At 72.7% G+C, this 14212-nt stretch carries 14 protein-coding genes; 6 read left to right on the top strand and 8 right to left on the bottom strand.

Annotated features, from left to right (window positions below):
* Nucleotides 1–12: 12 nt before the first annotated feature.
* Both ACFXB5_RS34690 and ACFXB5_RS34685 read right to left on the bottom strand, forming a co-directional pair.
* On the bottom strand, nt 13–945 hold the full coding sequence (locus ACFXB5_RS34690) for a 2-hydroxyacid dehydrogenase (RefSeq protein WP_385215550.1): 933 nt from the start codon (nt 943–945) through the stop codon (nt 13–15).
* A 56-nt stretch (nt 946–1001) separates the two neighbouring features.
* A complete protein-coding gene (locus ACFXB5_RS34685) occupies nt 1002–1478 on the bottom strand; it encodes an IclR family transcriptional regulator C-terminal domain-containing protein (RefSeq protein ID WP_385215548.1) in 477 nt (158 codons plus the stop codon).
* Nucleotides 1479–1518: 40 nt separating this feature from the next.
* Here ACFXB5_RS34685 and ACFXB5_RS34680 point away from each other — a divergent pair, with 40 nt between their 5' ends.
* Nucleotides 1519–1743 (top strand): hypothetical protein, encoded by a 225-nt coding sequence (locus ACFXB5_RS34680; RefSeq protein ID WP_385215544.1) that lies wholly within the window; start codon nt 1519–1521, stop codon nt 1741–1743.
* Between the two features lie 11 nt (nt 1744–1754).
* Here the strand turns inward: ACFXB5_RS34680 and ACFXB5_RS34675 are convergent, their stop codons facing one another.
* Nucleotides 1755–2744: a sugar-binding transcriptional regulator gene (locus ACFXB5_RS34675; RefSeq protein WP_201854533.1), complete on the bottom strand. Its 990-nt coding sequence runs from the start codon at nt 2742–2744 to the stop codon at nt 1755–1757.
* A 135-nt stretch (nt 2745–2879) separates the two neighbouring features.
* Nucleotides 2880–3554: a ribulose-phosphate 3-epimerase gene (gene rpe, locus ACFXB5_RS34670; RefSeq protein ID WP_385215541.1), complete on the bottom strand. Its 675-nt coding sequence runs from the start codon at nt 3552–3554 to the stop codon at nt 2880–2882.
* 195 nt (nt 3555–3749) lie between these two features.
* On the opposite strand from rpe, the gene ACFXB5_RS34665 reads away from it, so the two are divergent.
* The 4 genes from ACFXB5_RS34665 to ACFXB5_RS34650 are packed head-to-tail and all read left to right on the top strand — an operon-like array spanning nt 3750 to nt 6408.
* Nucleotides 3750–4691 (top strand): serine hydrolase, encoded by a 942-nt coding sequence (locus ACFXB5_RS34665; RefSeq protein ID WP_385215539.1) that lies wholly within the window; start codon nt 3750–3752, stop codon nt 4689–4691.
* A gap of 51 nt (nt 4692–4742) precedes the next feature.
* Nucleotides 4743–4868: a hypothetical protein gene (locus ACFXB5_RS34660; protein ID WP_385215537.1), complete on the top strand. Its 126-nt coding sequence runs from the start codon at nt 4743–4745 to the stop codon at nt 4866–4868.
* Nucleotides 4865–5743 (top strand): SAM-dependent methyltransferase, encoded by an 879-nt coding sequence (locus ACFXB5_RS34655; protein WP_385215534.1) that lies wholly within the window; start codon nt 4865–4867, stop codon nt 5741–5743. The genes ACFXB5_RS34660 and ACFXB5_RS34655 overlap by 4 nt, the downstream gene beginning before the upstream one ends.
* Complete coding sequence (locus ACFXB5_RS34650) at nt 5740–6408, top strand: hypothetical protein (protein WP_385215532.1); 669 nt, start codon at nt 5740–5742, stop codon at nt 6406–6408. Before ACFXB5_RS34655 ends, ACFXB5_RS34650 begins: the two co-directional genes overlap by 4 nt.
* Before the next feature lie 191 nt (nt 6409–6599).
* Here ACFXB5_RS34650 and ACFXB5_RS34645 read toward each other — a convergent pair whose 3' ends face one another.
* The 3 genes from ACFXB5_RS34645 to fmt all read right to left on the bottom strand — a co-directional run bounded on the left by ACFXB5_RS34645 (nt 6600) and on the right by fmt (nt 11220).
* Entirely contained in the window at nt 6600–8072 is a 1473-nt protein-coding gene (locus ACFXB5_RS34645; protein WP_385215529.1) for an RsmB/NOP family class I SAM-dependent RNA methyltransferase, read from the bottom strand.
* 43 nt (nt 8073–8115) lie between these two features.
* Nucleotides 8116–10176 (bottom strand): ABC transporter ATP-binding protein, encoded by a 2061-nt coding sequence (locus ACFXB5_RS34640; protein ID WP_385215526.1) that lies wholly within the window; start codon nt 10174–10176, stop codon nt 8116–8118.
* A 111-nt stretch (nt 10177–10287) separates the two neighbouring features.
* Nucleotides 10288–11220: a methionyl-tRNA formyltransferase gene (fmt, locus tag ACFXB5_RS34635; protein WP_201854538.1), complete on the bottom strand. Its 933-nt coding sequence runs from the start codon at nt 11218–11220 to the stop codon at nt 10288–10290.
* A gap of 286 nt (nt 11221–11506) precedes the next feature.
* Here fmt and ACFXB5_RS34630 point away from each other — a divergent pair, with 286 nt between their 5' ends.
* Nucleotides 11507–12022: a hypothetical protein gene (locus ACFXB5_RS34630; RefSeq protein WP_385215523.1), complete on the top strand. Its 516-nt coding sequence runs from the start codon at nt 11507–11509 to the stop codon at nt 12020–12022.
* A gap of 47 nt (nt 12023–12069) precedes the next feature.
* Here the strand turns inward: ACFXB5_RS34630 and ACFXB5_RS34625 are convergent, their stop codons facing one another.
* The gene (locus ACFXB5_RS34625) at nt 12070–14190 is read right to left on the bottom strand and encodes a primosomal protein N' (RefSeq protein WP_385215521.1); all 2121 of its coding nucleotides are present in this window, start codon (nt 14188–14190) and stop codon (nt 12070–12072) included.
* Between the last annotated feature and the right edge of the window lie 22 nt (nt 14191–14212).

Here is a 14212-nt window from a genome sequence, read left to right as displayed (position 1 = left end):
GGAGGCGCCGGGTCAGTAGGTTCCGTGCACCACGTTCGGCGGTTCCTCGCCTCGCACGAAGTAGCGCAGCTGCTCCGCCGCGACCTCGTAGGCCCGGGACATCGTCAGCGGCACACTGGCGGCCACATGCGGGGTGAGCAGCAGACCGGGCACCTTCCACAGGGGGTGCCCCTCGGGCAACGGCTCCGGGTCGGTGACGTCGATCGCGGCCCGCAGCCGCTCGGAGTCCAGCTCGGCGACCAGCGCGTCGGTGTCACAGACCGGGCCGCGCGCCCCGTTGACCAGCACCGCGCCGTCCGGCATCGCGGCCAGGAACTCCGCGTCGGCCATGCCCCGGGTCTCCTCGGTGAGCGGAACGACCAGCACCGTGGCATCGTGCTCGGGCAGCAGGGCCGGCAGCTCGTCCATTCCGTGCACGCCGTCCCGGGCGCGCCGGCCGACCAGCGTGGTGCTCACCTCGAACCCCGCCAGCCGGCGGACCGTGTTCTCCGCCACGTCACCGGCCCCTACGATGAGGATCTTCTTCCCGGCCAGCTCTTCGGTCCGGTGGTAGTCCCAGCGCCCCTCGTCCTGAGCCCGGCCGAACCGCGGCAGATGCCGGTACACCGCGAGCAGCGCCGACACCACCCACTCCGCGGTGGCGCCGCCATGAGCGCCCCGGCAGTCCGAGAGCGCGACCCCCTCGGGCAGCCGGCCGATCCAGGCCTCGGCCCCGGCGGTGAGGAGCTGCACCAGCTCCAGGTCCGGCATTCCGTCGGTGAGCGCGGTCATTCCCGGGGTCATCAGAAACGGGGCCACCAGCACCCGCGCCGTGCGCGCCTCGGCGGGCGGCGCGGACCGGGGATCGTAGACGACCGGGCGCAGGCCGGGCACTTCGGCGAGGACCGAGGCGCAGTCGGCGTGGGGCACGAGGACCACGGCAGGATCACTGATAGTCGGCACCATGTGCGGACTCTCCCGCCTCGGATACAAGTCAGCGTTGGAAAGGCAGCGTTGGAAAGTCAGTGCTGGAAAGTTCGCGCAGGTCCGAGCCCCGCCAGGTACGTGGACATGGCGAGGAGGCCGAATTCCCAGGGCGGCAGATCCTCCGTGGGCGCGGTCGTGTTCATGAGCGTGCCGAGGTGCGGGCTGCTGATGGTGACCCGGTCGCCGGGTCGATGAGTGAACCCCACTGAGCGTGAGGTCTGCCCGACCAGGCCGCCCGATACCAGGGCATCGAGCCGGCCAGGGAGGCCATGGGCGAGGATGGCCTTGCCGAGCGCCGTGCAGTGCATCGGCAGCCGGCCGCCCACGCGTGGGGGCCGCCGAGGCTCGTCGAGGGCATTGATCTTTGGTATGTAGACCACGTCGGGCCCCTCCGGCACCGCGAGGTTCACCGTGGCGCGCGTCGCCTCGGAGAGGCAGGCGGGGAACGGCGCCGCGGCGTCGCACAGCGAGCGCTGGACGGAGACGAGCTGGCCCCACTCGAACATCCGCATCCCAAGGCGGTACCCCCCGCGGGTCCGCTCGAGCACCTTCGTGACCGAGCGCCGACAGGCCGTGCGCGAGCTTTTCCGGCAGCGGCTCGAGCGGGGCGTCGCGGCAGGCGACGTCCCCGCCACCGCGGACCTCGGGCCCCTCGCGTCCCTGTACACCACGGTGCTCCACGGGCTGGCCGTCCAAGCCCGCGACGGCGCCACCACCGAGGAACTACGGGCGATCATCGAATCGGCGATGCTCGGCGCCCCAAGAGCCGACCCGTGACCCCCGGGGGCTTACGGCCCGTCCGGGTCGGCGCGGTCGAGGGCGGGGTGGGCGGCGGGGGTGGTCCCGGCGAGCAGGTAGTCCGCGGCGGCGGTGTCCGTCACCAGGCTGGTGACCAGGCCGGACCTCAGCACCGCCCCGATCGCCTCGGCCTTACGGCGGCCACCGGCGATGGCCACCACCTCGGGGATCCGGCGCAGCCGGTCGGCCTCCACGGTGATGCAGCGCTCGCCCAGGTCGCGGCCGATGCGGCGGCCCTCGGCGTCGAAGAGGTGGGCCGACATCTCGGCGGCGGCGCCCAGGCTCTCGTAGTGGGCCCGCTCCTCCTTGGTCAGCATGTCGTAGACCGTGGAGATCCCGGCCTCCCAGGAGCCGATGGAGACGCAGGCCACGGTGACCTTGTCGAAGTACTCGAAGGCACGGGCGATACCGGTCTGGCCGCGCAGGGCGTCCGCGGTGGCCGTGTCCGGCAGCAGCATCGGCGCGTAGATGGGATGCGCCTCACCGCCGGAGACGGCGGCGGCGCGGCGCACCGCCTCCACCGAGCCGCGCTCGGCCGTGCCCGCGTCGTACACGCCCGTGAGCTGGACGACGGTGCACGGGGGCAGCCGGTGCAGCGCGGCCGCCATGTGAATCGTGGACCGCCCCCAGGCCAGCCCCAGCACATCCCCCTCGGTCACCAGCTCGCCCAGCAGGTCCGCGGCGACCTCGCCGAGGTTCTCCGGGTCCGGGGTGTCCGCCTCGGCGTCGGCCGGGGACTCCACGACGACCGCGTGGCGCAGCCCGTAGCGGGCGCGCAACGCGTCGGAGCGCTCCGCGTCGAGTTCGGCGGGAACCCGGATTTCGATGCGCACCAGATCGCGCTCGAGCGCCGTCTCCAGCACCCGCGCGACCTTGAAGCGGCTGACGCCGAACTCCTCGGCGATCTGGATCTTGGACTTGCCCTCGAGGTAGAAGCGGCGCGCCATGGCGGCCGCCTGCACCAGTTCGGCGGGTCCCATCCGCGTGGCTGAACGGCCCGTCGACACCGCGGTCTCCTCACTATTCACTGTCCGGACTCACCGTTCATCCTGTCAGAAACGGCGGAGTTGGTTGGGCCTTCACCCTTGAGTTCATCGACCGGTAGCTACGTCGCCTCATGAACCGGGGGTGCCGGTCGCCTTCTCGGCGAGCTGGCGCAGCGCCCGTACGGCCTTGGCCGGGTCGTCGGCGCCGTAGACGGCCGAGCCCGCGACGAACACATCGGCGCCCGCCTCGGCGCACCGCTCGATGGTCTCGGCCGAGACCCCGCCGTCCACCTGCAACCACATCTCAAGGCCGTGCTTCTCGATGAGCTGCCGGGTGCGGCGGATCTTCGGCAGCATGATGTCGAGGAACGCCTGGCCGCCGAAGCCGGGCTCCACGGTCATCACCAGCAGCATGTCCAGCTCGGGCAGCAGATCCTCGTACGGCTCGATGGGCGTGGCGGGCTTGAGCGCCATCGAGGCCCGCGCGCCCTTGGCCCGGATCTCGCGCGCCAGCCGCACCGGCGCGGCCGCGGCCTCCACATGGAAGGTGACGGAGCCGGCACCCGCCTCGATGTACTGCGGCGCCCAGCGGTCCGGGTCCTCGATCATGAGATGGCAGTCCAGCGGGGTCTCCGTGGCCTTGCCCAGCGATTCGACCACCGGCACGCCGAGGGTGAGGTTGGGGACGAAGTGGTTGTCCATGACGTCGACGTGGAGCCAGTCGGCGCCTTCGACCGCCTTCGCCTCATCCGCCAGGCGGGAGAAGTCTGCGGACAGGATGCTGGGATTGATCTGCGGGGCCATGGCTCCAAGCCTCCCACGATCGGAGCCGGTCCATGGAGCCGGGATCATCGCGCGAAGGCCCGCACCTCGGTGATCACCGGCTTCCGCTCGGAGTGATCACCGGGTCCCGCTCGGATCGACGGACGCCGATGGAGCCAGGATCATGAAGATGTCGGACAGAAACCTTGGCCATCGGGCGCAACCAGGCAACCCACCATGACGAGCGATCGAATACCCCGGCATCCCCGCACCGCGGTGTGCGCGGCGCTCACAGCGGCCGTCGTCGCGGCGCCGGTCGCCGGGGCCGGGCCCGCCTCCGCCGCCTCCGCGGCGGCCACGGCACCGCGGCCGGTCTGCGTCTCGCACCAGTCCGGGCTGGCCGGAAAGATGTCCAAGGACATCGCCGGCGCGCTGCGCGGCCGGTCCGGCACCGTCGCGATCAGCCTCCGCGACCACTCCACCCACACCCGCTGCACCCTGCGCGCGAACCAGGGGTTCGACTCCGCGAGCGTGGTGAAGGTGACGGTCCTGGGGACGCTGCTGTGGGACGCGCAGCGGCACCACCGGGGGCTGACCAAGCGCGAGAAGACCCTCGCCAAGGCCATGATCACCAAGTCGGACAACGCCTCGACCAGCAAGCTGTGGAAGCAGCTCAAGCCCTCCGGGGTCAAGGCGTTCGTGCGGGCGGCCGGCATGGACGCGACCGTGCCCGGCAAGGACGGCTACTGGGGCCTCACCCGGATCACCGCGAACGACCAGGAGCGGCTCCTGGACCTGATCACCCACCCCAATACGGTGCTGAGCGACGGCTCCCGCACATGCGTCCTCTCCCTCATGGGCAAGGTCATCCGGGAACAGCGCTGGGGCACCCCGGCCGGCGCCCCGGGCGGTACGAGGATCCATGTGAAGAACGGCTGGCTGGAGCGGTCCACACAGGGCTGGCGGGTGCACAGCATCGGCGCCTTCACCGGCGGCGGCCACGACTACACGCTCACCGTGCTCACCCAGGGCAACCGCACCATGGAGGCGGGGGTGGCCACCATCGAGGCGGTGGCGCGCGCGGTGCACAAGGACCTCACCCCCACCGCCCACGCCGTTACGCGCTACGCCCCCACCGACCGGCCCGAGGAAGCGCTTCCGGCGGTCCCGGAGGGCTGATGTGCCCTCTAGCGATTTCCCTAGTGCGTGCGACCTCCTGGTTGCCCATTCTTGGGAAAACTGGAGCGCCGGTGGGACGTCGAGTTCGACGACGAGTCCATCTTCGCCGCGGAGACCGTGGACGAACTGGTCACGCTGGTCCAGAAGTACGTCAGCGAGGAATCGGCGACATCATGACCTCGCCGACCACGCCAACCCCGCAAGAGGCATATCAGGCCACCAACAGGCACTACGAGCTGCCCGCCGAATTGTTCGGCATCTACCTCGACCAGCGGCTCAAGTACAGCTCCGGACTGTATTCCGACGAGCATACCGACCTCGATCGGGCCCAGACGGACAAACTGCACTTCGTCGCGCGGCAACTCGGCCTCACCGGAGGTGAGCGGCTGCTCGACATCGGCTGCGGCTGGGGCAGTCTGATCCTGTTCATGGCGCGCGAGTACGGCTGCCACACCACAGGCGTCACCCCGTCGCGCCCACAGGCCGAGTACATTCGGGAGCAGGCGGAGAAGGCGGGCGTGGCCGACCTGATCACGTTGGAACTCGGTTCGTTCGCCGATATCGAGGTGGCCGGACGGTTCGACGCGGCGACCCTGCTCGGCTCGATCGTGCACATGCCGAACCGAACGGCGATACTGCGCAAGATGCGCGGGCTGTTGCGCAACGGCGGGTCGATGTACCTGTCGGAAAGCTGTTTTCGGGACCACGAGACCTACGCGGAGTTCTCGCGACGGCCGGGCACCAAGCATGTCACCGAGGACATTTTCGGATTCGCCGACATGGTGCCGCTCTCGGTGCTCGTAGAGGCGGTGGAATCGGCCGGGTTCAGCCTCACCGGGCTCTCCGACCTCACCTCGCACTACCACCGCACCATCGAGGAGTGGGAACGGCGGGTCGAAACCGCGCGGGACCGCGTCGAACTGGTGGCGCCCGGCATGAGCGAGCCACTCATCCGATACCTCCGAACGGCCAACGCGGGATGGGGCTACACCACGAAGCACTATGCGCTGAGCGCGCTGAAATCCCGTATGGGTCCGACGGAGGCGCCATGACCGAAACGCTGCCCGAGTCCGATGCGGAGCGGTCGGGGCCGCCCATCGGCCCCGGGGAGATCCAGAGGCTGACCCGGAAGGCGGTGAGCCGCGCCGACACGCGGCAGTGGTCCATCGACGAGCTGGCCTGGGCGACGCTGCGGCCGGAGAAACTCACCGACACCGACCGGTCGGTGGTCCGGTTCATCACCTTTATCGAAGACCATATCCCCGGGTATCTCACCTACTTCCTGGACGCCTTCCCCGTGTCCGGCCGCGATCTGGCGATAGAGGAGTTCTGTTTCAACCGGGAGTACTTCCGATTTCTCATCTCCTGGGCGAATGAGGAAGAACGGCACGCATCAGTGCTGACCAGGTACCAGATCGAGGCCGACATCAGCGATCCCGAGACGCTGATGCGGGAGTTGGCCGAAGAGGGCCGGAAGAAGTTCGCGCTGCCTTACGAGAACCCGGTGTCTGGCCAAGGACGAGGCGCGGCACTTCGCCTTCTACAGCGAACTCATCGACGCCTACATCAAGCGGCACGGGCTCGCGGCGACGATACCGGACCTCAAGGACGTGCTGTCCACCTTTCGTATGCCCCTTGCGGACACGCTGAACGGATACTGGCGGTGGTCACTGAACATCGCGGACGCCACGTCCTACGACCACACCGAGGCATATGACGCGCTGGTCCGGCTCGTCAATGGCTTCGCCACGTCGGGAGGCCGGGCATCAGCCGCCGACCTGGGCGAGTTCGTCCACCGGATCCGCGGGATCTGACCGGATCCGCGGGATCTGACCGAGTCCTGGCGGGCGGGCGGCGGGCGATGCCTCGGGGTCTCTCCCTTCCGGGCACCCGGGAGAACGGGCGCGGTCAGCCGGTGCGGCGCAGCAGAGCCAGATACATGGCGTCCGTGCCGTGCCGGTGCGGCCACAGCTGGATGTCGGGGCCGTCGCCCAGCTCGGGCACCCCCGGCAGCAGCGGACGGGCGTCGATCCACTCCGCGGAGACGGCCGCGCCGCCCCGCCCCTTGAGGACGTCCTCGACCACGGCCCGGGTCTCGGCCGGATGCGGGGAACAGGTGGCGTAGCCGACCACCCCGCCGATCCGCGCCGCGGCCAGCGCCTCCCGCAGCAGTCCGCGCTGGAGCGGGGCGAAGCCCTCGAGGTCCTCGGGGCGGCGCCGCCAGCGCGCCTCGGGGCGGCGGCGCAGGGCACCCAGGCCGGTGCAGGGGACGTCCACCAGCACCCGGTCGAAGGACTCCGGGCGCCACGGCGGCCGGGTGCCGTCCGCGGCGATCACCTGGTACGGCCCGGGGTTGCCCGCCAGAGCCCCGGCCACCAGCCGGGCCCGGTGCGGCTGCTTCTCGGCGGCCAGCAGCGCGGCACCGCGCTCCGCGGCGAGCGCGGCGAGCAGCGCGGCCTTGCCGCCGGGGCCCGCGCAGCCGTCCAGCCAGCGCCGGTCGTCCCCCTCCAGCGGGGCGTTCGCCAGCGCGATGGCCACCAGCTGGCTGCCCTCGTCCTGCACTCCGGCCCGCCCGTCGCGCACCGCCTCCAGCGCACCGGGCTCGCCGCCCTCGGTGAGCCGTACCGCGTACGGCGACCAGCGGCCCGGCACCGCGGTCTGCTCGCCGACCGCGTCCAGCAGTTCCCCGGGCGTGGACCGGCCGGGCCGGGCGACGAGGGTGACCTCGGGCCGTTCGTTGTCGGCGGCCAGCAGTTCCTCCATACCGGCGCTGCCGCCGCCGAGCGCGTCCCACAGGGCGGAGACGACCCAGCGCGGATGCGAGTGGCGGACGCCCAGATGCTCCTCGGGGTCCTCGTCGTACGGCGGGGCGACCCGCTCCAGCCAGCCGTCGAGGTCGTGCATGGCGATCTTGCGCAGCACGGCGTTGACGAACTTGGCCCGGCCGTCGCCGAGCACCACCCGGGCCAGTTCGACGCTCGCCGAGACGGCGGCGTGGGTGGGGATACGGGTCCCGAGCAACTGGTGGGCGCCGAGGCTCAGTACATCGAGCACGGGCGGATCCACCTCGCGCAGCGGGCGGTCCACGCATTCGGCGATGACCGCGTCGTAGGTGCCCTGGTGGCGCAGGGTGCCATAGACCAGCTCGGTGGCGAGCGCCGCGTCCCGGGAGTCGAACCGCGGCCCGCTGCCGGCCTCCGCGCTCTCCCGCGCCTTGCGCAGCAGGGGCGGGAGAACGAGGTTGGCGTACGCGTCCCGTTCGTCGACCGCCCGCAGCGCCTCGAAGGCGAGGATCCGCACGGGGTCCTTCTGCGGGCGGCGGTAGGGCTTGCCAGGCCGGTTCGGGGCGTGGGGACGGCGACGACGGGGCTGGTCGGTCACGGGAAATGTGCTCCGGGGGACGGATCGGGCTGAAGGGACCAGCCTACGTCGCCGGGGCGTCGGCGGTCGTGGGACCGCCGTCCAGGGCCGCTCCGTCCACGATGGTCCCGTCCACGGTCGTCGCGTCCACGATGGTCCCGTCCACGGTTGTTCCGGCCACGGTTGTTCCGGCCACGGTCGTGGGGGCGACGGCCGCGCCGGACACGCTCGCTCCGTCCACGGCGAATCCATCGCCCACCGTCGTCGGCTGTTCGAACTGGGTGCGGTACAGCTCCTCGTAGCGGCCCCCGGCGGCCAGCAGCGCGGTGTGCGTACCGCGCTCCACGATCCGCCCGTCCTCCACGACGAGAATGAGATCCGCCGCCCGGACCGTGGACAGCCGGTGGGCGATCACCACCGCGGTGCGCCCGTCCAGCGCCTCGCCGAGCGCCTCCTGGACATCCGCCTCCGAGGTGGAGTCCAGATGCGCGGTGGCCTCGTCCAGGATCACCACCCGGGGCCGGGCCAGCAGCAGCCGGGCGATGGTCAGCCGCTGGCGCTCACCGCCGGAGAGCCGGTAGCCGCGCTCGCCCACGACGGTGTCAAGACCGTCCGGCAGGGCCGCGATCAGCCCCTCAAGACGGGCCCGGCGCAGCACCTCCCACAGCTCCTCGTCGGTGGCCTCCGGCCGGGCCAGCAGCAGATTGGCGCGGATCGAGTCATGGAAGAGATGGCCGTCCTGCGTGACCATGCCGAGGGTGGCGCGGATCGAGTCGGCCGTCAGCTCGCGGACGTCCACCCCGGCGAGCCGTACGGCGCCGCGGTCGGTGTCGTAGAGCCTCGGCAGCAGCTGCGCGATGGTCGACTTCCCGGCGCCGGAGGAGCCCACCAGCGCGACCATCTGGCCCGGTTCGGCGCGGAAGGACAGCTGGTGCAGGACCGGGACGCCACCGCGGGTGTCCAGCGTGGCGACCTCCTCCAGGGAGGCGAGGGAGACCTTGTCCGCGGCCGGGTAGCCGAAGTCGACGCGGTCGAACTCGACCGACACCGGCCCCTCCGGGACCGCCCTGGCGTCCGGCTTCTCCTTGATCAGCGGCTCGAGGTCGAGCACCTCGAAGACCCGCTCGAAGCTGACGAGCGCGCTCATCACCTCGACCCGCGCCCCGGCCAGCGCGGTCAGCGGCGCGTACAGCCGGGTGAGGAGCAGCGCGAGGGCGACGACGGCGCCGGGGTCGAGCCGCCCGTGCAGCGCGAACCAGCCGCCGAGGCCGTAGACCAGGGCGAGGGCCAGGGCGGAGACGAGGGTCAGGGCGGTCACGAAGGAGACCTGCACCATCGCGGTCCGCACCCCGATGTCCCGCACCCGCCGGGTTCGCGCGGCGAATTCGGCGGACTCGTCGGCGGGCCGCCCGAACAGCTTGACCAGGGTCGCCCCGGGCGCGGAGAAGCGCTCGGTCATCTGGGTGCTCATCGCGGCGTTGTGCGCGGCCGCCTCGCGTCGCAGCTTCGCCAGCCGTCCGCCCACCCGGCGCGCGGGCAGCAGGAAGACGGGCAGGAGCAGCAGCGTCAGCAGGGTGATCTGCCAGGAGATCCCGATCATGACGACAAAGGTGAGCAGCAGCGTGACCACATTGCCGACCACCCCGGAGAGGGTGTCGCTGAACGCCCGCTGCGCGCCGATGACGTCGTTGTTGAGCCTGCTGACCAGCGCGCCGGTGCGGGTCCGGGTGAAGAACGCCACCGGCATCCGCTGGACGTGGTCGAAGACGGCGGTGCGCAGATCGAGGATCAGCCCCTCGCCGATGTTCGCCGACAGCCAGCGGGTCACCAGCCCGAGCGCCGCCTCCGCCACGGCGATCGCGGCGATGAGCCCGGCCAGCCAGAGCACCGTGCCCTGTCCCGAACGGTGGACGATCGCGTCCACCACCCGGCCCGCAAGCAGCGGCGTCGCCACCGCGAGCACCGCCGTGACCGTGCTCAGCACCAGGAACAGCAGCAGCTGACGGCGGTGCGGACGGGCAAAGGCACCGATGCGGCGCAGCGTCTCGCGGGAGAAGGGCCGCCGGTCGTCTTGAGCATTGGCCGTCTGATACAGGGAATGCCAGGCGGTCGATTGCATGTCCATCACGCACCTCCGAGGTCTCGTGAGGAACGTAAGACTTCAACCTAGGTTGAAGTCAACATCCGCCTCCTCGGCGCGTCCGTAGCGCAGCCGGTCGTGACGTGGCAGACCCGCTCAGGCCCCGAGCCGCTCGCCCTCCGCGATCCGCACCCCGCGCGCCCAGTCCGCCGCGAGCATCGGCTTCTTGCCCTGCGGCCGCACCCAGGTCAGCTCGACGGCATGGCTGCCGGTGCCCACATACACGGCCTTCTTGGTGACGGCCGGCAGACCGGGCTCCAGATCCGTACGGTCCGCCACCGGCCGCGCCGAGACGACCTTCAGCCGCTCCCCCCGGAAGGTGGTCCACGCGCCCGGGGCGGGGGTGCACGCCCGCACCAGCCGGTCGACGCGCAGCGCGGGCGCCGTCCAGTCGATCTCCGCGTCCTCGACGGTGATCTTCGGGGCGAGCGAGATGCCCTCGGCCGACTGCTCCACCGGGCGCAGGGTGCCGTTCTCGATGCCGTCCATCGTCGCCTCGAGCAGCCCCGCACCGGCGAAGGCGAGCCGGGTCAGCAGATCGCCGCTGGTGTCGGTGGCCCGCACCTGCTCCGTGACCACCCCGAACACCGGCCCGGAGTCCAGCCCTTCCTCGATCTGGAAGGTCGAGGCGCCGGTCATCTCATCGCCCGCCAGCAGGGAGTGCTGCACGGGGGCCGCGCCCCGCCAGGCCGGGAGCAGCGAGAAGTGCAGATTGACCCAGCCATGCGCGGGGATCTCCAGCGCGGCCTTGGGCAGCAGCGCGCCGTAGGCCACCACCGGGCAGCAGTCCGGCGCGATCTCGGTGAGCCGGGACAGAAACTCCGGATCCCGCGGCTTGGCGGGCTTGAGCACCTCGATCCCCGCCTCCTCGGCCCGCTCGGCGACCGGGCTGGCCACCAGCCGACGGCCGCGCCCGGCGGGCGCGTCGGGACGGGTCACCACGGCCACCACCTCGTGCTTCCCGGACGCGATCAGCGCGTCCAGAGCGGGCAGGGCGACCTCGGGGGTACCGGCGAAGACGAGCCTCATGGGTGGCGAACTACCTCTCACACAGCGGATACGGCGGGAACGTCGCGAACAGAGTCTGAAGTCTATGGTCCGCCGTCCGAGGGGGCGTACGAGCGGACTGCCGCACGCCCCGGACCGTGACCGACGGGCGGGTGCCGCGTTGGTCAAGGCAGATTGACCGCATCGGGCCGCTGTCGCGGCCCGATCCATTTCCGCCATCCGTCCGACTCCCCCGACCCAGCCCTTCCCCCTACTCCCCCAACTCATCCCCCCATCCCCCGTCAACGCCGGTTCGAGAGGCTTGTTCATGGCCGACCACGCAACTCATGACGCCCAGGCACGGGCCAGCCTGCACCTCCTGGTCCGGGACATCGAGCGGGTCCGCCGCCAGGTGGACGCGCTGCGTACGCTCACCGCCCAGCTCGGCAATGTCTACCGCCCCCGTCGCACCGGCCCGTCCGCCGGTTTCGTGGTGTACGGACGCGCCCCGGCCCCCACCGTGCGGCTCGCCCAGGAACTGCGGGACAGCGTCGAGACGCTGGTCACGGCCGCGGTCGACTTCGACCGCTCGCTCGGCTTCTCCTGGGACGCGGTGGGCTCGGCGCTCGGCGTCACCAAGCAGGCGGTGCACCGCCGTTACGGCGCCCGCCGGGCCGCCGCGCAGAACGCGACCGAGGGCGGCGAACCGTCCACCGGCCGCCCGGCCGAGCCCGCCCCGCTGCCCTCGGTGCCCGCCGCCCGCGCGGTCCCCCCGCAGTCGACCCCGTCCCTCCGCGAGGACCCCCGCCCGAGCGCTTTCCCGAGCCCCCGGCCGTCCCTTTAGGGGCTCGGTTCTCCCCCAGCTACCGCTGGGAGGTGCCCCCGCCGGGCTCACCCGATGTCCAGGGGATCCACCCGCACCGCGGGGTCCCTGTCCCCCCGGGCCAGGCGGCGGGCCTTCGCCTCCTTGAGGGCTGCCGCGAGGGCGCTGCCCTGGCCGGGGCGGACCCGTAGCAGGGCGCGCTCCCAGACCTCGCCCGCGGGCGGGTCTCCGGGGCGGCGCGGGCGGCCGGGGGGCGGCGGGGGCAGCGGGACCGGGCCCAGGGTCTCGGCCCCCTCGGGGAGCCGGGTCGAGGCGATCAGCTCGGCCACCGCCTCCGCGGGGCCGGTCACGGCCGCCATCCGGGAGATCGGCGGGAAGCCCAGATCGGACCGCTCGGCCAGCTCCCGCGCCGCATAACCGGCCGGGTCCCAGCGCACCAGCGCCTGGACGGGCCGCAGCGTCGGCTCGGCCATGATCACCACCGTGCCGCCCCGTCCGTCGTCACCCTCCTCCCCATGGCCGCGGACCAGTGAGGCCGCCTCCAGCCAGTGGCGCAGCGCGTCCTCGCCCGCGCGCAGATCGGGGCGGCCGAGCAGGGCCCAGCCGTCGAGCAGCAGCGCCGCGGCGTAGCCGCCCTCCGCGACCGGTTCGGCGCCCGGTGTGCTCACGACGAGCGCCGGACGGTCGGGGACGGACGTCAGCACATGGTCACGACCCGATGTGCGGACGGGCACGGCCGGAAAGGCACGGCCCAGCTCCTCGGCGGTGCGCCGGGCCCCGACGATGGACGCCCGCAGCCGGACGCCCCCGCATTCGCGGCAGTGCCAGGCGGGCTCGTCCCGCCCGCACCAGCCACACACCAGATGGTCCGCGTCCCGCGCCTCCAGGGGGCCCGAGCAGTGCGCACAGCGCGCGGGCTCCCGGCAGCGCTCACAGGCGAGCTTCGGCACATAGCCCCGGCGCGGCACCTGCACCAGCACCGGGCCGCGGGTCAGCGCGTCCCGTACGGTCTGCCAGGCGATCGTGGGCAGCCGGGCGGCGCGGGCCTCCGCGTCCCGGGCCACCTCTCCCTCGTCGACCGTACGGATCAGCGGGGCGGCCGCCCGGACCCGCTCGCGGTCGGCCTCGAGCGGGCGGGCCCAGCCGTTCTCCACCAGCTGGGCGGCCTCCACGGTGCGGCCGAGGTCGCCCAGCAGAAAGCCGGTCTTCTCCTGGACGGCGCGCAGCAGCAGCACATCGCGGGCATGCGGCTGCGGCAGCCGGTCGTCGCTGTGACTGCGGTCCCCGTCGTCCCAGATCCCCACCAGCCCGAGGTCCCGGACCGGTGCGAACATCGCCGCCCGGGTGCCCACCACCGCCCGGACCGAGCCCCGGCTGACCGCCAGCCAGCGGCGGTAACGCTCCTCGGGCCCGAGGTCGGCGGTGAGCAGCACATGCCGCCCCGGGCCGCCGAGCACCCCCGTGAGCGCGGCGTCCACCCGCTCGGCGGTCCGTCCGTCCGGCACGACGACGAGCGCCCCGCGCCCGGACGCGAGCGTGGCGGCCACGGCGGTGGCCCACTCCAGGGGCCAGTGCGGCCCGGGCAGCGCGGTCCATACGGCACGCGGCCGGTCCCCGCGCACCAGCGCCTCCAGGAACCCGGGCCCGGCCGGATAGCGCGCCCAGCTCCCGGGCGCGGGCGGCTCCGGCGGGGGCAGCGGCGGCGGTGACGGCTCGCCCTCGGCACGGGCGTTGCGCTTGGGCAGGGCCAGCTGGAGCACATCGGCGAGCGATCCGGCGTACCGGTCGGCGACCGCCCGGCACAGCGCCAGCAGCCCCGGCCCCAGCACCTGCTCCGTGGAGACCACCTGCGCGAGGGCGGCCAGCGGGCCCCGGTAGTCGGACTCGGCGACGCGCTCGATGATGTACCCGTCGAGCAGCCCGCCCCCCTCGCGCCGCCCCTCACGCACCTTCCCCGCCCCGGCCCCGAACCGCACCCGCACCCGCACCCCGGGCCGGGCCTCGGCGTCCATCTCGGCCGGCACCGCGTAGTCCCACAGCTTGTCGAGGTGGACCGGCCCCTTGTCGACCAGCACCCGCGCCACCGGCCGCGGGGGGGGGCGCGCCCCCCCCCCCCCCCGCCGCCGCGTGGGCGGGGGGGCCCAGGGCGAGGGGCCCCCGACCCCCAAGATCGCGCGCGGGGCCCCCACCCCCCCCCCCCCCCCGACACCC

The sequence above is a fragment of the Streptomyces sp. NPDC059455 genome (assembly GCF_042750115.1).
In the GTDB taxonomy this organism is placed as follows: Bacteria; Actinomycetota; Actinomycetes; order Streptomycetales; family Streptomycetaceae; genus Streptomyces; species Streptomyces endocoffeicus.
This window is presented reverse-complemented; position numbering and strand designations above follow the sequence as displayed.

Bases quoted from the DNA above. Each gene is read 5' to 3' on its own strand.
- ACFXB5_RS34690 (WP_385215550.1), bottom strand. From the start codon at position 945: ATGGTGCCGACTATCAGTGATCCTGCCGTGGTCCTCGTGCCCCACGCC.
- ACFXB5_RS34685 (WP_385215548.1), bottom strand. From the start codon at position 1,478: ATGCGGATGTTCGAGTGGGGCCAGCTCGTCTCCGTCCAGCGCTCGCTG.
- ACFXB5_RS34675 (WP_201854533.1), bottom strand. From the start codon at position 2,744: ATGGGACCCGCCGAACTGGTGCAGGCGGCCGCCATGGCGCGCCGCTTC.
- rpe (WP_385215541.1), bottom strand. From the start codon at position 3,554: ATGGCCCCGCAGATCAATCCCAGCATCCTGTCCGCAGACTTCTCCCGC.
- ACFXB5_RS34665 (WP_385215539.1), top strand. From the start codon at position 3,750: ATGACGAGCGATCGAATACCCCGGCATCCCCGCACCGCGGTGTGCGCG.
- ACFXB5_RS34655 (WP_385215534.1), top strand. From the start codon at position 4,865: ATGACCTCGCCGACCACGCCAACCCCGCAAGAGGCATATCAGGCCACC.
- ACFXB5_RS34650 (WP_385215532.1), top strand. From the start codon at position 5,740: ATGACCGAAACGCTGCCCGAGTCCGATGCGGAGCGGTCGGGGCCGCCC.
- ACFXB5_RS34640 (WP_385215526.1), bottom strand. From the start codon at position 10,176: ATGGACATGCAATCGACCGCCTGGCATTCCCTGTATCAGACGGCCAAT.
- fmt (WP_201854538.1), bottom strand. From the start codon at position 11,220: ATGAGGCTCGTCTTCGCCGGTACCCCCGAGGTCGCCCTGCCCGCTCTG.
- ACFXB5_RS34630 (WP_385215523.1), top strand. From the start codon at position 11,507: ATGGCCGACCACGCAACTCATGACGCCCAGGCACGGGCCAGCCTGCAC.